Source organism: Alteromonas sp. BMJM2, assembly GCF_027257845.1.
Taxonomy (GTDB): Bacteria; Pseudomonadota; Gammaproteobacteria; order Enterobacterales; family Alteromonadaceae; genus Alteromonas.
Map to the genome: position 1 here is coordinate 66,434 of NZ_JAPVOT010000016.1, position 20,552 is coordinate 86,985.

Sequence of the window (20,552 nt, forward strand, 5' to 3'; positions counted from 1 at the left end):
TCTGGCGCTATGTATTTTAAGACTATGTATTTTAAGACTATGTATTTTAAGACTATGCATGTTGGCATTATGACGTATTGGCCTAAAACTAGGTGTTAAGTGCTAGATACTAGGTGCTAGGTGCTAAGATCTAGGTATTGGGTTCTAGATATTGAATATTCAGCACTTTCACACTCTGTGCAGCATAGATACCTGTAAAATAAAAAGAATAATGACACAGAGTATAATTAGCCAAATTGCGCTGTATTAATTCGGACGTTGCGGGGCTTGCTGTATTGCTTGCCATGCCACGTTCCTATTTGCAGTATTAACTTTCGTGTTTCAGCATTAACTTACGTGGTCGAAAGCTATGACTTTCAGTATTAAGCAAAAACTCATTATTTCACTTATTGTTGCCGTACTAGCAGCATCTATTTTAGTTGGCTCTATTAGCCAGTGGATTGCCCGTGACCTTGTTAAAGAGAACATGGAAACGCTGCAGCTTCCCGCCCTGTTAAAGCAAATAGGAAACCGGGTTGATAGCGAAGCTAACGTAATGCTTACCGTTGCCCATAGTATTGCCTCGAACCCGGATATTCTAGCGTGGTCGGCTAGTGGTGCAGATAAAGCAGGCGAACGAAGATTACTTAACTATCTCAACGACATTGTGAATTTTAACGATCTTACCGTTGCCTCATTTGTCGATAGAAATACCTACAAGTATTGGAATCAAGATGGTTTCTTACGCACCTTAAAAAATGATGAGTTCGACGGGTGGTTCTTCGCCTATAAGGACAGCGGTGAGCCAATTTCACTCAGTTTGTACAATGAACCTGGCCAAGGATATCGACTGTTTGCAAATTATCAGCAAATTAACGGCAGTGGCATGTCAGGTGTTGCAAAATCCGTTGATGAGCTGCTTACCATTATCAATGCGGTTAAAATTGCGCAAACTGGCTTTGTCTTTCTTGTTGACGGGTCGGGAACGATTATCGCTCATCCCGATACAAAGCTTTTAGGTAAGGCTAAGTTAGCCTCTGTCAGTGACAATCAAACTGCATCGGCTTTGCTAACTGAACAAGACTTCGCCATGGCCACCAGCGAACAAGAAAGTGGCAAAACGCTGTATGCGAGCACCTATGTAAAAAAAGCCGGTTGGTATGTTGTCGCTCAAGTTCCTGAAAGTGAACTTTATGCGTCGCTGAATGCAGGAAGCCGGCAAATCATCATTTGGTCACTTGTCATTGCAAGCGGCTTTGCGCTAATTGGTATTTGGCTTGCGGGCACGCTGACTAAGCCTCTTGAGTCGTTAGCAGATATTTTTCAACAGCTCGGTAAAGGTGAAGGCGACCTTCGCGCCCGAATCCCCGTACCAGAACAAAAAGAAATTGCCCGTCTTGTTGAGGGTTTCAATCAATTCATCGACCATTTACACGCCACCATTTCTAAGGTGGCAAAAACCAGTGAAGAATTAAAATTATCTGCGGCTGACGTTACTCGTCAGTCACAACAAACCGAGCATTCAACAAAAAGCCAGCGCGACCAAACGTTGCAAGCCGCGGCTGCATTAACTGAAATGGGCAGTACAGTGAGTGAAGTAGCCCAGTCGGCAACGCACGCGGCGCAAAACGCTAATCAAGCAAATACAAACTCAGAACAAGGTCGAAAAATTACGCAAAAGGCCGTAGTTGCTATTCAAGACTTAAGCGGGCAGATACAAACGGTATCTGGGGTAATTCAGTCTCTCGATGAGCACACCAGTGCTATTGGTGGCATTCTTGATACTATTCGAGGTATTTCAGAACAAACCAACCTACTTGCTTTGAACGCAGCTATTGAAGCGGCTCGGGCTGGAGATCATGGTCGCGGATTTTCAGTGGTTGCTGACGAAGTACGAACGTTAGCCCAGCGAGCAGCACAAGCCACCGATGAAATTCAGGTGAAGATTGATAAATTTCAGCAGGACTCAAAGTCTGCGGTAGATCAAATGGAAACGAGCCGCACAAAAACCGATGATGTGGTGACAGCCACTAACGAGATTGACGCCTTGCTTCAAAAGATTACTCACGAAATTTCAACCATCAATGACGTGAACACCCAAGTGGCCACAGCCACTGAGCAGCAAGCCGTTGTGGTAGAAGATATCAGCCGTAATATCAACGATATTAGTGCTTCTAGTGAAGAAACCTTAAACGCGACTCAAGTTTTAGTGAGTGTAAGCGACAGGCTAGATGAACTTGCTAAGGCGTTATCAATTGAAGTTAATAGGTTTAAGATTTAAACCTTCACGGCAAGCCTGAGTTAAATGGATTAGTTATAGGTAGCGTTTTGTTTAGAAGCAGTGCGCTACGTATAACTAAAGCGCTAAGCACGCCCGCTACAGAACAAATGCCTTTGTAAGAGATGCCTCGCGATTCTCTGTCTTCTCTTCGGTAAACCAATAATTACCGCGTTTGTCTACGCAGACTCCCTCAACCTGCTTGTAACCCTCCAAAGGCCAAATATTCGTGAGTGTGAAGTCTTTTGACACTTCAGCAATAAAGGCCGCGAAATTACCAAAAGGGTCTGACTTGTATCCGACGATTACGTATTGTTGTTTAATAGAATCATAGTCAGCTCCCGTTACCACACCGGGCAAACCAGATATTGAGGCGAATGGCGACAGCACTTGTAGACTTTCGCCTTCGTTTATTCGATAAACATGAGTAATCCCCGAGCTCCAGCTCTTGGAGAAAAGCAGTAATTCATTGCCTTTTTTCACCATGGCCTCCGCGTCGTAATCATGGGCATAGGGTATGTTGCTATTGACATTATTAGCAGCGTATTTGATTGACAGCGTTTTAATGTCTTTCACATTTTGCTGATTCACTTTATAAACTGCAACCTCCTCTCTCTGCCCTTTGTTGTTGCCAATATCGGCGACATATAGGTAATCGGCATCTGCACTCACCGCCTCCCAGTCATTGTTTTTGATTGGCAAGGTTAGTGTTTGCTGTAATTTACCACTATAACTTACTTTGAATACCGCAGGCGCATTGCCTGAGTCGTTGATTGACAGCACGTAATCATCAGCGCAAAAAAGCCCAGAGGTTTCAGACAGCAATGAAGGTAAGATTATTGCCTCATCGATGTGTAAACGCTTAGATGAGGACGGAAGCGGCGACAAGCAACCGCTCAGTACACAAAGGACTAAAATGGTACAAGTAAAACGCAATAAGGATTTAAAAGAAAATGTCACTAACTTTCTCTATGAAACAGTCGCTTGATAGTATAAGAATACCAAATAATCCTTACTCTACGTGAAAAAAATCGCTGCAAAGTGTCTTTGGTCTAAACAGCATAGTCGAGCGTATGTGTATTAACCAAAATTAATAATACAGTAGCGGCGCATGATGTTTAGCTACGGAATCTCACCGATGTTAATAAGGAATAATCGTGTCTGACCCCTTACTCTCCCTTGTTGCGGTAGGATTGCTCTCTATCGGTTGTCAATACTTGGCATACCGAGTTAGGCTCCCCGCTATTCTGCCTCTTCTTATTGTTGGTATTGTGGTAGGCCCCGTATTTGGCATACTCGATGCCGATGCGTTATTTGGCGACTTACTGTTTCCAGTAGTATCACTCTCCGTTGCTATCATCCTTTTTGAAGGCTCGCTTACGCTGAAGTTTAAGGATATAGCAGGGCATGGCAACATGGTGAGAAACCTTTGTACCATAGGTGTTTTAATCACTGGGGGCATCTCTGCCGCAGCCGCCCACTACTGTCTGGACCTTACTTGGCAGTTGTCTTGTCTATTCGGCGCTATCGTTACGGTAACAGGTCCTACCGTAATAGTTCCTATGCTCAGAACAGTTCGCCCTCATACTAACCTAGCAAACATACTTAGATGGGAAGGTATAATTATTGATCCCATCGGAGCACTGCTTGCAGTGTTGGTATTTGAGTTTATCGTCGCATCCCAAGAAACCGCCATCACTCACACTTTCATTGCTTTTGGTAAAACCATTGGTATTGGCACTTTCCTTGGACTGGCATCAGGCTATTTTCTTGGCATGTGTGTACGCAAAGACTGGATCCCCCACTATCTCCTCAATACCGCAGTGCTAACCATTATTTTAGGAGTCTTTGCCGCGTCTAACTATGTTGCCCACGAATCAGGGCTATTAGCAGTCACTATTACTGGCATGGTAATGGCCAACATGAAAGATGTGGATGTAGAGGATATTTTAGAGTTTAAAGAAACACTCAGCGTACTGCTTATTTCCGGTCTGTTTATTTTATTGGCCACACGATTAAACCTAGATTCGGTAGCTGCAGTTGGCTGGGGAACGCTGGTTGTGCTTGCTCTCATTATGTTTGTTGCACGGCCAATTTCCGTTTTAGTTTCCAGTATTGGTACCGGCTTAAAGCTTAACGAAATTGCCCTTCTTAGCTGGATAGCACCTCGTGGAATTGTTGCCGCAGCAGTTTCAGCACTTTTCTCACTAAAGCTAGAGGAAATAGGCTATGAGGGCGCAGGCATTATCGTACCGATTGTGTTTATGGTCATCATTGCAACCGTTGTTGTGCAAAGCATTACCGCTCGCTCCGTCGCTACGCTGCTTAAGGTTAGAGCGCCAGCACCTACTGGCTATCTGTTTTTCGGAGGCAGTAAGTTCAATCGTATGTTGGCAACAGAGATGTTAAACCAGAAGCTCGATGTTGTTGTCACCGATACCAACTGGGATGCCATTAGGGAAGCCAGGATGATGGACATTCCAGTTTATTTCGGTAACCCCATGTCAGATCACGCGGCTCGCCATTTGGAGCTATCCACTATTGGCACTGTGCTCATTATGTCTCCCTATAAACAGTTGAATCCACCTATTGCCTATCACTTTGAGAACACGTTGGGCAAAGATAAGGTATGGGCATTGACCAACAATGAGCAATCTACGCGACCTAGTCATCAGGTGAGCAACCAGTACGCTAAAAAACTGATGTTGTTTGATGAGGGCGTAACCTACGGTTACCTAGCCTCCGCGGTTGCTAAAGGCTCTACGATTAAAACCACACCGCTTTCTGAAGAATTTGATTATGAGCAATACATTCATAAATATGGCGATAGAGCGACACCGCTAATTGCTATAGATAGCGATGGAAAGAGCTTTACTTTTATCAATGGAAACAGCATAGAACCTAAGGCAGGATGGCGCTTAATTAGCCTGGTAGAACCTGAACGAATGTCAGAGGAAGCAACTGCGTAAAAAATAAGAAAACCTCCTGCCATCGGCAGGAGGCCTCTCCCTGGAAAACGCGTAACGCAGTGTACGTTTAGAACGAACTTTATTGTTTTAATTTTACTGTCATTACATCGTCGGTTGTATTTAGCAAAAGCTAAACCAACTTTTAAGAATACTTTTATTACAATAGGTTACGTTATTTTTGGATGAAAACTAAAGGATAATCCTTATTTACTGATTCACCATGGTGCATCTAATGCACTCTACTGGGGTTCACATATTACCCAAAAGTATAAGAAAATCGCCGATTGGGTACGCCCGTTATCCATTTGGCATCTTTTGCACTACTGCATATTTAACAACTCAACCGAACCAATTCTATTTACTGTGCCTTGAACACGTGTCTTTTTTTGCTAAAAGTCATTCTCATTTACTGTAATTATGTCAGAGAATACGAGCCACACACGCTAATGTTTTACTTAACGCCCCGCTGTTTTCCCTCAATACCTGATTTCCCGCGCTGCCTGCTTTTTGTCTAAGCGTTTCTGATGAAAGCCATGCTTCGCAGGCTTGGGCAATGTCTTGTGCATTGCTTGCGATTTGTAGCGCGCCTCGGTCAGTTAAGTGTTGGCAAATAACTGGATTATTGTAGGTGTTAGGCCCCATTAATATCGGCATTGCAAAAGCAGCAGGCTCAAGTGCATTGTGCCCACCTCTATCTGCAATAGAGCCACCTACAAATGCGATGGTGCCAACTGAATAGGCGTTATTCAACCGTCCCATTTCATCAAGCAAAATTACTTTTTTGTTTGTTTCAAGGGTGTTCGCTAAGGAGCTTCTTGTGAACGCTATATCATGAGATTCCAGTAATTCAGCAACCGTATCGAAACGTTCCGGATGGCGAGGCACGATAATGACCATAAGAGTCGGATGAGCTTTCCACAGACGTTTTGCCGCCTCTATTATCGCTTCTTCTTCTGAAGCATGAGTACTACCAGCAACTAAAATTGGACCATCGTAGTTTTCTAGCCCCATAAAATTCGGAGAAACGGTAGATACCGAGCTCACTTGATCAAATTTGATATTATTGGTGAGGGTCAGTTTCTGCTTAGGAAGCCCTAAAGCCAAATAATTGCGGTAATCTCCTTCACCTTGTGCGCAAACGTGGCTGACTTTATTCAGCATGGGGTGGAACACCCTGCTTATCTTTTGATATCGACGTGCAGACCTATCTGTCATTCTTGCATTGATTACCACGACGGGAATCTCACGCCTCCAACACATATGAACCATATTTGGCCAAAGTTCTACTTCGGTAACCAGTACCGCTTTCGGACGAATGCGTTTGAGCATCATTAACATAAATAGGGAAATGTCGAATGGGAGATAGAAATGATTAACCCTATCGCCAAAAATGTCTCTTACTCTCGCTGAACCTGTAGCGGTCGTTGTGGTAACTGTAATACTTGTGTGGGGTTCATCAATAAGTAACTGCTTAATGACACAGGAGGCAGCAACCACCTCACCCACAGATACACAATGTATTAAATAACCATTATGACTAGGTGGCGTAGGTACAATGCCAAATCTCTCAAACTTTCCGTGTTGATACAGTGAGTGTTGATCGCGTTTTTTACCGGCAAGTTTTGCTATTGCTAAGGGGAGTAAAAGAAGAAGTAAAAGTGAGTACAACCAGCGGCAAAGTTCGTCGACGAGCGTGGGCTTACCACAGCCTCGCTTTTCAGCAGACATATATCTTCCTTAACACTCAGTAAAAATATCGTAGTAAAAGGTAACAATAATTGGTGTGCAGCGCTAAGTATACTTATTTGCAGATTTTCTATCAGCAATAGAAAACAAAAAAGCCGCTCGAAAGCGGCTTTTTTAAGACTTTAAAAAGTCAGCGATTAAACGCCAGCTTTTTCAAGAACGTCTACAAGCTTCCAAGTTTTGTTCTTAGATAGCGGACGACACTCAGTAATAGATACTAAGTCGCCTTTGTTGCATACGTTACTTTCGTCGTGGGCGTGAAGCTTAGTAGAGCGCTTGATGAACTTCCCATAAATAGGATGTTTAACAAAACGTTCAACTACAACAGTAATGGTTTTATCCATTTTGTTGCTAACCACACGACCTTGCACTGTACGAATTTTTTGCTCAGTCATTACGCATCAGCCTTTTGAGTCAGAATGGTTTTAACACGCGCGATGTTACGACGTACTTTTCTCAACTGGTCAGTTTTTTCAAGCTGGCCTGTTGTGTGCTGCATGCGCAGGTTGAACTGTTCGCGTAGCAGGTTAATCAACTCTGCGTTCAGCTCTTCTACGCTTTTTTCTTTCAGTTCAGTCGCTTTCATTACATCACCGTCCGAGTTACAAAGGTTGTTTTAAATGGCAGTTTAGCCGCTGCCAATTCAAACGCTTCGCGTGCAAGATTTTCAGGAACACCTTCCATCTCATAAAGAACACGACCAGGCTGAATTTGGCATACCCAGTACTCAACGTTACCTTTACCTTTACCTTGACGCACTTCTAGAGGCTTCTCAGTAATTGGCTTGTCAGGGAAAACTCGAATCCAAATTTTACCTTGACGCTTAACGTGACGAGTCATAGCACGACGCGCTGCTTCGATTTGACGCGCAGTCATTCGACCGCGGCCAGTCGCTTTAAGGCCGTAAGTACCAAAGGCTACAGTGCTTCCTGCAGCCATGCCGCGGTTGCGGCCTTTGTGCATCTTACGGAACTTCATGCGTTTTGGTTGTAACATGATTAGCCCTCTCGCTTAGCGTTGCGGCCTTTCTTCTTAGGTTGAGAAGCCGGTGGCTGCTCTTGAGTTGTAGGTAATCCACCTAGAACTTCACCCTTGAAGATCCAAACCTTAACGCCGATGATGCCGTAAGTTGTTGATGCTTCTGAGGTTGCGTAATCGATATCTGCACGGAAAGTGTGCAGTGGAACGCGACCTTCACGATACCATTCAGAACGTGCAATTTCTGCTCCGCCTAAACGACCGCTAACTTCAACTTTAATACCTTTAGCGCCTAAGCGCATTGCATTTTGTACCGCACGCTTCATAGCACGACGGAACATAACACGACGCTCTAGCTGGCTAGAAATGCTGTCAGCTACTAACTGACCATCTAGCTCTGGCTTACGTACTTCAGCGATGTTTATCTGAGCTGGCACACCGGCTAGCTTAGATACATAGTTACGCAACTTCTCTACGTCTTCACCTTTCTTACCGATTACAACGCCTGGACGAGCTGTGTGAATAGTCACACGGATGCTCTTAGCAGGACGCTCGATCACGATTTTAGAAAGTGAAGCGTTCTTTAGTTGCTTAGTCAGATACTGACGTACCTGATGATCGTTATACAGGTTGTCCGCATAGTCTGCAGTATTAGCGTACCAGGTAGAAGTCCATGGTTTACTGATACCCAGGCGTATACCTGTAGGATGTACCTTCTGTCCCATTATCTACTCCTAGTTATCCGCTACAACCACAGTAATGTGACTGCTGCGCTTAAAGATGCGATCAGCACGGCCTTTGGCGCGTGTTTTGATTCGCTTCATAGTTGGACCTTCGTCAACAAAGATTTTGGCTACGACGAGCTCGTCGATATCCGCGCCCTCGTTGTGCTCTGCGTTAGCAATCGCAGACTCCAAAACTTTCTTTACTAGCGCTGCGCTTTTCTTCGGGCTGTACGTAAGAACTTCTAACGCTTTCTCTACGTGTAAACCGCGAACCTGATCCGCAACCAAGCGTGCCTTTTGAGCCGACGTGCGGGCAAAACGGTGTTTAGCTAATGCTTCCATCTTCCTACCCCTTAACGTTTAGCTTTCTTATCCGCGACATGGCCGCGGTAAGTACGCGTTGGCGCAAATTCGCCCAACTTGTGGCCGACCATTTCGTCACTAATAATGACAGGTACATGTTGTCGACCGTTATGGACCGCAATGGTCAACCCAATCATATCTGGGATGATCATGGAACGACGAGACCAAGTCTTAATTGGTTTACGTTCGTTCTTTTCCACTGCAGCCTCTACCTTCTTCAGCAAGTGAAGGTCGATAAATGGACCTTTCTTGAGAGAACGTGGCATGGTGAATCCTCGCTGTTACTTGTTACGACGACGTACGATAAGTTTATCGGTACGCTTGTTGCTTCGGGTTTTCTTACCTTTAGTAGGAACACCCCAAGGAGATACTGGATGACGACCACCAGACGTGCGTCCTTCACCACCACCGTGTGGGTGATCAACCGGGTTCATGGCAACACCACGAACGGTAGGACGGATACCACGCCAGCGCGTTGCACCAGCTTTACCCAATGAACGAAGCATGTGTTCTGCATTACCAACTTCACCAATGGTGGCGCGGCAATCAGATAATACTTTACGCATTTCGCCAGAGCGTAGACGTAGAGTAACGTAGTTAGTGTCACGTGCTAAGATCTGAGCGTAAGCGCCAGCAGAGCGTGCAATTTGTGCACCCTTACCAGGCTTCATTTCAATTGCGTGTACAACACTACCAACAGGAATGTTACGCATAGGTAATGTGTTACCAGACTTGATCGGAGCATCCGAACCAGACTGGATTGCATCACCAGCTTTCATACCTTTTGGAGCCAGAATGTAACGACGCTCACCATCTGCATACAATACTAGTGCAATGTTAGCAGAACGGTTTGGATCGTATTCTAAACGCTCAACTTTGGCTGGAATGCCATCTTTGTTGCGTTTAAAGTCGATCACACGATAGTGTTGCTTATGACCACCACCAATGTGACGAGTTGTAATACGACCATGGTTGTTACGACCGCCAGATTTGCTATTCTTTTCTAGCAAAGGTGCGTACGGTGCACCTTTGTGCAGGTCAGGGTTAGTAACCTGAACAACGTGACGACGACCGGCAGAAGTTGGCTTAGCTTTCAATAATGGCATTTCTAATCCCCTTCTTACTCAGCGCCACCGACAAAGTCGATGTCCTGACCTTCTTTAAGAACCACGTAGGCCTTTTTCCAGTCGCTGCGTTTACCGAAAGACATACCGTGACGTTTAGTTTTACCTTTAACGTTCACTGTGCGAACACCTTCAACTTCAACTTCAAACAGTTTTTCAACTGCAGCTTTAATTTCGGCTTTGTTCGCGTCTTTGGCTACTTTAAATACAACTGTGTTGTTCGCTTCAGCAGCCATTGTAGACTTTTCTGAAACGTGAGGTGCTACTAGCACCTTCAGTAGACGTTCTTCTTTCATGCTAACGCCTCCTCAAGTTGTTTAACCGCATCAGCAGTAATTAGCACTTTTTCGAATGCAATCAAGCTCACTGGGTCAATGCCTGCTACGTCGCGTACGTCAACTTTATACAAGTTGCGAGCCGCTAAGAACAAGTTTTCATCTACTTCAGGAGTAACGATAAGAACATCTTTCAGTTCATATTCGTTAAGTGCAGCAATAAGTTCTTTTGTCTTAGGTGTTTCAACACCGAACTTCTCAACCACGATCAAACGATCTTGGCGAATTAGTTCTGACAAAATGCTCTTAATCGCACCGCGATACATTTTCTTGTTAACTTTTTGTTCGAAGTCACGAGGCTTAGCTGCGAAAGCACGGCCACCGCCAACCCAAATTGGGCTACGGATTGTACCAGCACGAGCTCGGCCAGTACCTTTTTGACGCCATGGCTTCTTACCGCCACCACGAACTTCAGCGCGAGTTTTCTGCGCTTTTGTACCCTGACGCGCGCCTGCACCGTAAGCTACAACGACTTGGTGTACCAAGGCTTCGTTGAATTCACGTCCAAAGGTCGCTTCGGATACTTCAAGAGCGCTTTGCGCGTCTTTCAATGTTAATTCCATCAGTTCACTCCCCAGACGTTACGCTTTAACAGCTGGCTTGACGATAACGTCATTGCCAGTTGCGCCAGGTACGGCACCTTTAACAAGGATTAGGCCGTTCTCTACGTCAACACGTACAACTTCCAAAGACTGCGTAGTCACTTGCTTGTTACCAAGCTGACCAGCCATTTTCTTGCCTTTGAAAACTTTACCTGGTGATTGGTTTTGGCCAATTGAACCAGGAGCACGGTGAGACAAAGAGTTACCGTGAGTCATACGCTGAGAACTAAAGTTCCAACGTTTGATCGCGCCAGCAAAACCTTTACCTTTTGATGTACCAGTGACATCAATCTTTTTGGTATCGTTAAAGATTTCGACAGTGATTTCACCGCCAACTTCAATATCGTTACCTTCGTTATCTTCTAGGCGGAATTCTGCTAGAGTGCGACCAGCTTCAACACCGGCTTTAGCAAAATGACCTGCTTCAGCTTTGTTGACGCGGTTAGCTTTCTTAGTTCCAGCAGTAACCTGAAGAGCGCGATAACCGTCAGTTTCTTCAGTGCGTAACTGAGTAACACGGTTTGGGGTCGCTTCAATAACAGTCACAGGGATTGACGTGCCATCTTCAGTGAAGATGCGAGTCATACCCACTTTACGACCGATTAGACCAATCGCCATTGTTATAACCCTCTCTTGTTAGCCCAGGCTGATTTGAACATCAACACCAGCAGCCAAGTCCAAACGCATCAACGCGTCAACTGTTTTATCAGTTGGTTCGATGATGTCTACCAAACGCTTGTGAGTACGAATCTCATATTGGTCACGTGCATCTTTATTTACGTGAGGAGATGTCAATACCGTATAGCGTTCTTTGCGAGTAGGCAGTGGAATAGGACCGCTGACCTGAGCACCAGTACGTTTCGCCGTTTCAACGATTTCAGCCGTAGACTGATCGATCAACTTGTGATCAAACGCTTTCAAACGAATACGAATTCTTTGATTTGGCATCGATTAAGCTCCAATCGAAAGAACAAAAAAAATTCACCCCTTCATCTCTATTTCGTTCAGAGAGAAAGGATGTGCGTAAACCGATGGTTCCCAATTGGAACCCTGTTCTTATTTCTAGCACGCTTGTAATAGCTTGGTCGGTAAAGACAAATCTTTTACGTCGGCACCCACCCTAAAAGCAGTGTGGCTGCGGCTAAAAACTCATTGCCCGAATAGGACAGTGGGCGCGAATTATACAGAAGCTTTGCATCAATGCAACTACTAGTTTGCTTTTTGTACCGCCTATGTTCTAAATTCATAAAAATACTCTAACCCAAACTGTAGCAGTCCCTATCCGGCCGCCAGTGCTGTTTCCGTAACTGCTTGTTATACTTCCATTGTTGCTCCTACTCAGGTAAACATATATCGTTACCGATGTTGTGGGTGTATAGTTTACCACTGGTGCCAATTTTGCCCTTTGTGTGCAACTTGCAGATAGTGTTAAGTGTCGCGGACAATGATGAGGTTCGAGAATTGATGTTTTTAAGTAACAGGAAATAGAAGTGGTTAATAATCAACAAACGTTTTCGCAAATCAAACGCATCCTAAACAATCATTCTACATTGCTTGATGCTTACAGTTTGCTTGAGACGATCATTCTTGACCTTTTTGGTGCTCAGCGCATGAGTATTTTCCAGCGCCGGCGCCAACATCAAGACCTTGTTGCTCGCTTTAAAACGGGGGAAGAGACGTTAGAAATTAAGGTACCCATAAGTCCAAAATCAATAGCCGGTTATGTAGCGCTTTCACAAAATCCTATCGTCATCGACGACCCTTACAATGCGAGTATGCTTAAAGGCATTCATCCAAGACTTCGATTCGAAGGCAAGTTCGACAAAGATAGTGATTTTAAAACTAAAAATATTCTCTGTATTCCAATAATGAATGCGGGTGTGTTGATGGGTGTTATGCAAATCATCAATAAGATCGATGGCGGATTCTCCGATGATGATCTCAAATTGGGAAATGCCCTTGCTTTAATATTGGGCGATAAATTTCGCTTCGAACTTGGCGGGACGAACAACCCCTTTGACTTACTGGTACACAAGAGCCTACTGGACGAGCAAGCTCTTGAAGAACTCAATTTGTCGACACCCGATATAAGGACCTTTGTACAACGGCTTATTTCTGAGCACCGTATCCCCGAAGAGGAAATAGGCAATTCACTATCTGTGCATTTCCAAGTCCCGTTTATTACTTATCTTCCTGATAAATATCATCGTTTCGAAAATAACAGCAAACTAAACGTATCTTACCTAAAGCGAAATTATGTTGCGGTAATCGCCGATGTAAATGAAAAACCTATTGTTCTCATGGCAGAACCCAATAATGCTGCCCTCCTTATGGAGATTGAAAGTGCAATAGGCATCGATAGCTACGAAATAGCAGTAAGTCTACCGAATTTCATACTCCAATATCTCGGTGAAAATACCGGAGGTGGTGGTCCGGGCGAGATGAGCGATATTCTAGATGAAATTGGTACATCTAGTGACGAAAAAGAAGATCAATTCGACGAACTCTCTGATGATGCGCCCGCAGTTGTTCGTTTGGTAAGTCGTGTTTTACATGATGCCAAGCGCCTTAATGCTTCCGATATTCATATAGACCCTGAAAGAAATGCGCCTACCCGCGTGCGCATGAGGGTGGATGGCGTCTGTAGAGACATGAATCAAGTTCCACATACTCATCACAATGCTGTAATTGCTCGCATCAAAATTATGTCTAATTTGAACATAGCCGAAAAGCGTGTACCGCAAGACGGAAAGCTAGCCTTTAGAATGAATGGTCAGCTAGTTGAAGTGCGAGTTGCAACTATTCCTACTGTTGCTGGTGAAGGTGTGGTTATGCGGATATTGGCATCTGGCGGTGCTATGCCGATAGACAAAATGAATTTAGCGCCCAACAACCGTTCCCGCCTTGAAGATATGATTAAAAAGCCTCACGGCATTCTTCTTGTTGTTGGGCCAACAGGTTCGGGTAAAACAACCACACTACACGCCATTCTTGGGTACTTAAACACACCAGAGAAAAAGATATGGACGGCTGAAGATCCGGTGGAAATCACACAGCCAGGCTTACAGCAGGTTCAAGTAAGTCCTAAGATTGGTTTCACCTTTGCCAATGCGCTTCGTGCGTTCTTACGTGCTGATCCAGACATTATACTTATTGGTGAGATGCGAGACAAAGAAACCGCTCATGCCGGTATTGAAGCATCGCTAACAGGTCATTTAGTGTTATCTACCCTGCATACCAACTCGGCACCTGAAACAATCACTCGTTTACTTGATTTAGGGCTAGACCCAGTTAACTTTTCAGACGCCTGTGTAGGAATACTCGCTCAGCGACTTATTCGAACACTCTGTGGAAAGTGTAAAGAAAAATACGTTGCTTCAGAAACTGACATGGCGTTTATTGAGCGTCAATACGGAACAGACCACATTCACGAACTAAACCTTTCTGGAACACCTGAGCTTTATAAAGCAAAGGGCTGCTCAGAATGCGGCAATACCGGTTATAAAGGAAGAACCGGCGTTCATGAATTGCTTGGTATGACCGCAGAACTTCGCTCGCTCGTTTACAAAGAGTCGAGCGTAGCGCAGATGAAACAACAAGCTACAGAGGACGGAATGCGAACCCTCGTACAAGACGCCATTTTAAAAGCACTGAAGGGCGATACCGATTTGGCACAAGTTCAAATAGTGAGTGGCGATTAAAATAAAAGGCCTTCGTATAACGAAGGCCTGTTTATTTAAATAGTACTTATATTAACTAAACCTGCTTATTTATTCAGGTCTGTTATTCTGTGACTCTTCACTTACGAAGATACTCTCGTATCACGTAATGAAGGATCCCGCCATTCTCAAAGTAAGTAAACTCATTCGATGTATCTATTCTAATATCCATGCTAAATACTTTCGACTCTCCATCATCAGTTTTCATCGTTACACTGACGTCTTTCTGACCTCGCTCTACAGCTTCAATTGAAAAAGACTCGTTGCCCTTTATATTCAATGAAGATGCAGAATCGCCTTCTTTAAACTGCAGCGGTAGTATTCCCATTCCAATCAAATTGGAACGGTGAATACGCTCATAACTTTCTGCTAGCACCGCCTTCACGCCCATTAGCGAGGGTCCTTTAGCAGCCCAGTCTCTACTTGAACCGGTACCGTATTCTTTCCCGCCAATAACTACAGCAGGTACGCCATCGTCTTTGTAGCGCATAGCAGCATGGAATATAGACATGCTATCACCGCTTGGGTAATGGGTTGTAGCGCTTCCTTTAGTGCCCGGTGCTAGTTGGTTTTGCAAGCGCACATTGGCAAACGTACCTCGCATCATGACTTCATGGTTACCCCTGCGTGAGCCATAAGAGTTGAAGTCTTTTGGATCAACGCCTTGGGTTTGAAGATATTCACCTGCAGGGCTATCTGGCGCGATGGCTCCCGCCGGTGAAATATGATCGGTGGTGATTGAATCGCCCACTTTCACCAAACACCGGGCATTTTCGATAGATTGAAGCGCGGCCGGCTCTTTCTCCATTGCTTTGAAGAACGGAGGATGCTTGATGTACGTTGAATCAGGCCAATCGTAGACCGACGTTTCGCTAACACTCAATTCGTTCCACTCACCGCTGCCTTTAAACACGTCAGCATATTTTTCTTTAAAAAGAGCACCGGTTACGTTTTCGCTAATATACTTTTGAATCTCTTCTTCTGAAGGCCATATATCTTTGAGATATACAGGCTCACCATCTTTGGACTTACCTAAAGGCTCCTTGGTAATATCCGCGTTCATGTTGCCTGCTAATGCATAAGCCACGACAAGAGGCGGTGATGCTAAATAGTTTGCAGCAACATCGGGGTGGATGCGTCCTTCAAAGTTACGATTGCCCGATAGTACAGAGGTTACCGTGAGCTTCGCTTTTCTTATCGCATCGGTAATAGGGTCGGGTAGCGGCCCCGAGTTACCAATACAAGTTGTACACCCATACCCTACCAAGTTAAAACCAAGAGCTTCTAATGGCGCCATCAAATTGGCATCTTCCAAGTACTGGGTTACAACTTGTGAACCTGGTGCAAGAGAAGTTTTTACCCACGGTTTACTGGTTAACCCTTTCTCTGCTGCTTTTTGTGCTAATAATCCTGCGGCCACAAGTACAGAGGGGTTAGAGGTGTTCGTACAACTCGTGATGGCCGCAATTACTATTGCCCCATCCTCTAAATTGAATTTGCTATCTCTGAAATTCACATAGGAATCATGCTCTTCGTTAACATCGCTGCCGCCAACTAGACCGCCTTCGGCAACAAATTCTGTTTCTTCATCTAGTACCTTTACGTCGATTTGTGAACGATGCCATTCATTAAATGCTTCAGCCGCCTTATCAAGCGCAATTTTATCTTGCGGACGTTTAGGCCCAGCAATAGAAGGCACTACGTCATTCAAGTTCAGCTCAAGTGTTTCGTGATATTCAGCGTCTTTTGAATAATCGTCATGCCATAGCGAACTGTACTTGGCATACTTTTCAACAAGCTCAATTTGCGCTTCATCTCGGCCAGTCAAGCGAAGATAATCAAGAGCTACATCGTCAATGGGAAAAATTCCGCACGTAGCGCCGTATTCTGGTGCCATATTGGCAATAGTGGCTCGGTCGGCTGTAGTAAGATGCTTCAAGCCCGGCCCAAAGAACTCAACAAATTTACCCACTACACCGTGCGCTCTAAGCTGTTGAGTGATGGTAAGTACCATATCTGTCGCGGTCACTCCAGCAGGAAGCTTACCCTCTAATTTAAAGCCTACTACATCAGGCAATAGCATGGTTACAGGCTGACCCAGCATGGCGGCTTCAGCTTCGATACCGCCCACACCCCAACCTAATACGCCTAAACCATTAATCATAGTAGTGTGAGAATCTGTACCGACTAAGGTATCAGGATAAACGAAGGTGCCTTCATCTGTTTCTTTGGTGAACGCACAACGCGCTAGGTATTCAAGGTTAACTTGGTGGACGATACCACGACCTGGAGGCACCACTTTGAAATTGTCGAAACTAGATTGTCCCCATTTTAGGAACTGATAACGTTCGCGGTTTCTCTCAATTTCTATATCAGTGTTTTTTTGTAATGCGTTTTCTTCTGCAAAATGGTCGACCATTACGGAGTGGTCTATGACGAGTTCTACCGGGTTTAGTGGATTAATAGCTTGAGCGTCACCGCCAAGACGGTCCACCGCATCGCGCATAGCCGCTAAATCGACAATAGCCGGAACACCGGTAAAATCTTGCAGAATAACCCGTGCAGGGACGAAGGAAACTTCGAGTTCTTCTTTATTTGATGTATCCCACTTAGCAACATGTTCAATATCTTCGCTGGAGACAAATTCTTTGTCTTCATGGCGAACCAGATTTTCTAAAAGTACCTTGATGCAAAAGGGAAGGCGATCGAGTGCGTACTTTTCATTGATGCTGTCGAGATTGATAGCCTTGAAAGTTTTACCCTTTACTTCCAGGTCTGAAAAAGACTTATAGGTCATATGGTCACTATCCTTATTTGCCTGTTCGAATTCTATAATGTTCGCTGAACGAGAAGACTTTAGGAAAGACCTAGAGTGCAGCGTGTACACCTAAACGTTCAGCTGCTAATTCTTATACGCATTACACATGAAAAAAAGTTCATGTAATGTTGTATTTTTCAACTCATCTATTTAGTTAGCGTACTATCACGTTATATCTATCATTGTAGGTTACCAAGTAAGGGTGTGCTGTGTTGCCGAGCTTCTCGTTTTAATTTTTACTGTTCACGTGTCATAGGTACAAAATTGGAGTTACCCAACGTATACCAATCTTCTGACAAAAGAATAAAGCGCATGCACCCACTTATTCAAAAATATGATTTAGCGCCACATACAGAGGGCGGATATTTCAAACAAGTCTATAAATCAGCAAGTACAACTATGTCTCATTCACATGGACAACCCCGAACTGCGCGCTTACCCATATTTACTTTCTTTTACTGAAAGGCGAAATGAGCCGCTTTCAACGCGTGCTGCATGATGAGGTGTAGAATCATTATGAAGGTGCACCGTTACAACTAATTCAATTACACGATAAAACGCTTACGCAGAAAACAATAGGTAGCCAAGAGGAGGGTTATGTCGATATTGTGCCTGCTGGCAATTATCAAGCGGCGTTCAGTACTGGAGATTATAGCTTAGTGGGTTGTACAGTAGCGCCGGGGTTCGATTTTGAGGATTTTAGCTTTATCGACGATCCGACAATTGCGCTCTGGTTAGACACCTATCACCCGAGTATGGGCAAATTTATATAGGGCCCACATTCGCAACCCTTCTTTATCTTAGTTTGGTCTTACCTCAGATTTTATAGGGGTTGACGCTGGATTTTTTATCGCCGATCAAGGATGATATTACACAAATCTTGAATATACGTCTGCACGTCTAAATTTTATAGGCTGTTAGGCAATTTTACTCAACCCCCGCAGGTAGCCCAACTATGTATAAATTGGTACTTATTCGTCACGGAGAGAGTCAGTGGAACTTAGAAAATCGTTTCACTGGGTGGCATGACGTTGAATTGACCGATACTGGTATTGCGCAAGCAACAACCGCCGGTCAGATGCTCAAGGAAGCAGGATTCGAATTCGATCAGGCTTACACGTCTGTATTGCTTCGCGCAATCAAAACACTGAATATCGCACTTGAAGAGATGGGCCAACACTACCTACCTGTTGAGCGTCACTGGCGTTTAAACGAACGTCACTATGGTGCGCTTACAGGTTTAGACAAAGCAGAAACTGCTGCTAAGCATGGCGAAGAGCAAGTGAAGGTATGGCGTCGTAGTTTTGATATCCCACCGCCGGCAGTAGAAACTGATAGTGAACATTTCCCTGGGCATGATCGCCGCTACAACAATGTAGATGCTGAAATATTACCTCGTGGTGAAAGTCTTAAGTTGACAATAGAACGTGTGCTTCCCTATTGGCATGACGTTATTCGTCCTCAAATTCAAGATGGTAAACGTGTGATCATTGCAGCGCACGGCAATAGTTTGCGTGCTTTGGTGAAATACTTAGACGGTATGTCTGATGAAGAAGTACTAGGACTTAATATCCCTACAGGCGTTCCTTTAGTTTACGAACTAGATGAAAACCTTAAGCCTATTTCAAAAGAGTACCTTGGCGACCCAGAAGCTATCAAAGCAATGATGGATGCTGTTGCAAAACAAGGTAAAGCGAAATAGCTTTAGATTACATTCGATGGCAAGAGCCAGCTTCAGCTGGCTTTTTTCTTTTTGTTTTATCAACTCGCTAAAAACGCAACTTTCTATCGCCCATTCCAATTAAAAACTATTTAGCGCTAACTAATTTTTCCAACAGCGCCTCTATTCGCTTTACACTATCAATAAGATGAGACATTTCAGTCTTTTCATTCTCCGTTGATCTAGGCGAAGATTTTGAACCAGATGCAATTTGGTCTTTTTGGGTTAGAATTATTTCTCTAAAGTTAGCAGCATCGTTAATACCGATGAGAGAAACTAATGCGCCCTGTGCAGATTGCCCAGCAGTTTCAAACGAAAGTCGATGAAGATTGAACAGTCTCATTAACGGCCCCTGAACCATAGCAACGTCAGTGATTTTCTCCAAAGGAATCGACTTCTCTTCTTTATTCAATATTCCTCTTTTTACAACCAGCTTACGTTCGGTGATGGTGGCCGACATAGCGGCAAGCGTCCTGCCGCTAATTAAATAAAACAATGGAATGGAAATAATGAGAAAAGGGATGCCTATTACGATTAGTGTCGAAAACAATAATAGACTGATCAGCCAGTAAGTTTTTACAGATGGATTAAATGTCGCCTCTAAAATTACTCGCTCTGACATCAGTTAGTTCCGTTTCATCAGTTCAAATATTAATGAAACAGATAATAGAGAATAAAGGGGGTCAGAACCACATTTATTTCCACTCACCGTGTTTCGATCATTATTAGTAATAAGGGTAATAAAGGGGGTCAGATCCGCATTTTCTGTTATCTATTCTCGTTTGAGCCTATAGATTACAACAGTGGGTTCTATTCCTCTTTTATGAGCGTTGAGTTTGATTATGTTTGTTTAGGTTGGGGATAAATACTGTTCTGACCCCGTTTATTTTTTACTTCGACAGCAAAACTTACAAGCTGAAGACGACAATATATTGGGTTCTGATCCTGTTTGATGTTCGTTAGATTCGATGTGCTGAATGTAATTGGGGGATTAATGTTGATCTGACCCCCATTTATTTTTTTGGGGCACAAAACAAAAAACCCGCCGTTAGGCGGGTTTTTCTTAATAGGACCTGGCAGTGTCCTACTCTCACATGGGGAAACCCCACACTACCATCGGCGCTAATACGTTTCACTTCTGAGTTCGAAATGGAGTCAGGTGGTGCCGTATCGCTATGGCTGCCAGGAAAAACTGG

Annotated in this window: 21 protein-coding genes and 1 rRNA gene; 6 read left to right on the forward strand and 16 right to left on the reverse strand. The window is 44.2% G+C overall.

Features of this window, described 5'->3' with window-relative positions; genetic code table 11:
• Window positions 1–349: 349 nt before the first annotated feature.
• Window positions 350–2,260: a methyl-accepting chemotaxis protein gene (locus tag O9X84_RS15280; RefSeq protein WP_269520562.1), complete on the forward strand. Its 1,911-nt coding sequence runs from the start codon at window positions 350–352 to the stop codon at window positions 2,258–2,260.
• Window positions 2,261–2,356: 96 nt separating this feature from the next.
• Here the strand turns inward: O9X84_RS15280 and O9X84_RS15285 are convergent, their stop codons facing one another.
• Window positions 2,357–3,217, reverse strand: coding sequence for a hypothetical protein (locus tag O9X84_RS15285; protein WP_269520563.1), 861 nt, complete (start codon window positions 3,215–3,217; stop codon window positions 2,357–2,359).
• 197 nt (window positions 3,218–3,414) lie between these two features.
• Here O9X84_RS15285 and O9X84_RS15290 point away from each other — a divergent pair, with 197 nt between their 5' ends.
• Complete coding sequence (locus tag O9X84_RS15290; protein WP_269520564.1) at window positions 3,415–5,226, forward strand: cation:proton antiporter; 1,812 nt, start codon at window positions 3,415–3,417, stop codon at window positions 5,224–5,226.
• A 420-nt stretch (window positions 5,227–5,646) separates the two neighbouring features.
• On the opposite strand, the gene O9X84_RS15295 is transcribed toward O9X84_RS15290, so the two are convergent.
• The 12 genes from O9X84_RS15295 to rpsJ form a co-directional block, all read right to left on the reverse strand.
• The gene (locus O9X84_RS15295) at window positions 5,647–6,954 is read right to left on the reverse strand and encodes a 3-deoxy-D-manno-octulosonic acid transferase (protein WP_269520565.1); all 1,308 of its coding nucleotides are present in this window, start codon (window positions 6,952–6,954) and stop codon (window positions 5,647–5,649) included.
• A gap of 155 nt (window positions 6,955–7,109) precedes the next feature.
• A complete protein-coding gene (gene rpsQ, locus O9X84_RS15300) occupies window positions 7,110–7,367 on the reverse strand; it encodes a 30S ribosomal protein S17 (RefSeq protein ID WP_269520566.1) in 258 nt (85 codons plus the stop codon).
• A complete protein-coding gene (gene rpmC / locus O9X84_RS15305) occupies window positions 7,367–7,558 on the reverse strand; it encodes a 50S ribosomal protein L29 (RefSeq protein ID WP_014947980.1) in 192 nt (63 codons plus the stop codon). Before rpmC ends, rpsQ begins: the two co-directional genes overlap by 1 nt.
• A complete protein-coding gene (gene rplP / locus O9X84_RS15310; protein ID WP_032095149.1) occupies window positions 7,558–7,968 on the reverse strand; it encodes a 50S ribosomal protein L16 in 411 nt (136 codons plus the stop codon). The genes rpmC and rplP overlap by 1 nt, the downstream gene beginning before the upstream one ends.
• Window positions 7,969–7,970: 2 nt before the next feature.
• Entirely contained in the window at window positions 7,971–8,675 is a 705-nt protein-coding gene (gene rpsC / locus O9X84_RS15315) for a 30S ribosomal protein S3 (RefSeq protein ID WP_032095148.1), read from the reverse strand.
• A gap of 9 nt (window positions 8,676–8,684) precedes the next feature.
• Window positions 8,685–9,017, reverse strand: coding sequence for a 50S ribosomal protein L22 (gene rplV / locus O9X84_RS15320; RefSeq protein ID WP_032095147.1), 333 nt, complete (start codon window positions 9,015–9,017; stop codon window positions 8,685–8,687).
• Between the two features lie 11 nt (window positions 9,018–9,028).
• On the reverse strand, window positions 9,029–9,304 hold the full coding sequence (gene rpsS / locus O9X84_RS15325; protein ID WP_012516961.1) for a 30S ribosomal protein S19: 276 nt from the start codon (window positions 9,302–9,304) through the stop codon (window positions 9,029–9,031).
• A 15-nt stretch (window positions 9,305–9,319) separates the two neighbouring features.
• Window positions 9,320–10,144, reverse strand: a complete 825-nt coding sequence (gene rplB, locus O9X84_RS15330) for a 50S ribosomal protein L2 (RefSeq protein WP_269520567.1) — start codon at window positions 10,142–10,144, stop codon at window positions 9,320–9,322.
• A 14-nt stretch (window positions 10,145–10,158) separates the two neighbouring features.
• Window positions 10,159–10,458: a 50S ribosomal protein L23 gene (gene rplW / locus O9X84_RS15335; protein ID WP_012516959.1), complete on the reverse strand. Its 300-nt coding sequence runs from the start codon at window positions 10,456–10,458 to the stop codon at window positions 10,159–10,161.
• Window positions 10,455–11,060 carry a 50S ribosomal protein L4 gene (gene rplD, locus O9X84_RS15340; protein ID WP_269520568.1) on the reverse strand — a complete coding sequence of 202 codons (606 nt, stop codon included), beginning with the start codon at window positions 11,058–11,060 and terminating at the stop codon, window positions 10,455–10,457. Before rplD ends, rplW begins: the two co-directional genes overlap by 4 nt.
• Window positions 11,061–11,078: 18 nt before the next feature.
• Window positions 11,079–11,717 (reverse strand): 50S ribosomal protein L3, encoded by a 639-nt coding sequence (rplC, locus tag O9X84_RS15345; protein WP_032095144.1) that lies wholly within the window; start codon window positions 11,715–11,717, stop codon window positions 11,079–11,081.
• Between the two features lie 18 nt (window positions 11,718–11,735).
• Window positions 11,736–12,047 carry a 30S ribosomal protein S10 gene (gene rpsJ, locus O9X84_RS15350; RefSeq protein ID WP_006012796.1) on the reverse strand — a complete coding sequence of 104 codons (312 nt, stop codon included), beginning with the start codon at window positions 12,045–12,047 and terminating at the stop codon, window positions 11,736–11,738.
• A gap of 536 nt (window positions 12,048–12,583) precedes the next feature.
• On the opposite strand from rpsJ, the gene O9X84_RS15355 reads away from it, so the two are divergent.
• Window positions 12,584–14,800, forward strand: coding sequence for a GspE/PulE family protein (locus O9X84_RS15355; RefSeq protein WP_269520575.1), 2,217 nt, complete (start codon window positions 12,584–12,586; stop codon window positions 14,798–14,800).
• Between the two features lie 97 nt (window positions 14,801–14,897).
• On the opposite strand, the gene acnA is transcribed toward O9X84_RS15355, so the two are convergent.
• Window positions 14,898–17,615, reverse strand: a complete 2,718-nt coding sequence (acnA, locus tag O9X84_RS15360; RefSeq protein WP_269520569.1) for an aconitate hydratase AcnA — start codon at window positions 17,613–17,615, stop codon at window positions 14,898–14,900.
• Window positions 17,616–17,948: 333 nt separating this feature from the next.
• Here acnA and O9X84_RS15365 point away from each other — a divergent pair, with 333 nt between their 5' ends.
• The 3 genes from O9X84_RS15365 (at window position 17,949) to gpmA (ending at window position 19,338) form a co-directional block, all read left to right on the forward strand.
• Complete coding sequence (locus O9X84_RS15365; protein ID WP_269520570.1) at window positions 17,949–18,098, forward strand: cupin domain-containing protein; 150 nt, start codon at window positions 17,949–17,951, stop codon at window positions 18,096–18,098.
• Window positions 18,099–18,175: 77 nt separating this feature from the next.
• Window positions 18,176–18,409 (forward strand): cupin domain-containing protein, encoded by a 234-nt coding sequence (locus tag O9X84_RS15370; protein ID WP_269520576.1) that lies wholly within the window; start codon window positions 18,176–18,178, stop codon window positions 18,407–18,409.
• Between the two features lie 182 nt (window positions 18,410–18,591).
• The gene (gene gpmA, locus O9X84_RS15375; protein ID WP_163107038.1) at window positions 18,592–19,338 is read left to right on the forward strand and encodes a 2,3-diphosphoglycerate-dependent phosphoglycerate mutase; all 747 of its coding nucleotides are present in this window, start codon (window positions 18,592–18,594) and stop codon (window positions 19,336–19,338) included.
• Between the two features lie 106 nt (window positions 19,339–19,444).
• On the opposite strand, the gene O9X84_RS15380 is transcribed toward gpmA, so the two are convergent.
• Both O9X84_RS15380 and rrf read right to left on the reverse strand, forming a co-directional pair.
• Window positions 19,445–19,978, reverse strand: a complete 534-nt coding sequence (locus O9X84_RS15380) for a PH domain-containing protein (protein WP_269520571.1) — start codon at window positions 19,976–19,978, stop codon at window positions 19,445–19,447.
• 449 nt (window positions 19,979–20,427) lie between these two features.
• A 5S ribosomal RNA gene (rrf, locus tag O9X84_RS15385) occupies window positions 20,428–20,543 on the reverse strand.
• Window positions 20,544–20,552 lie beyond the last annotated feature (9 nt).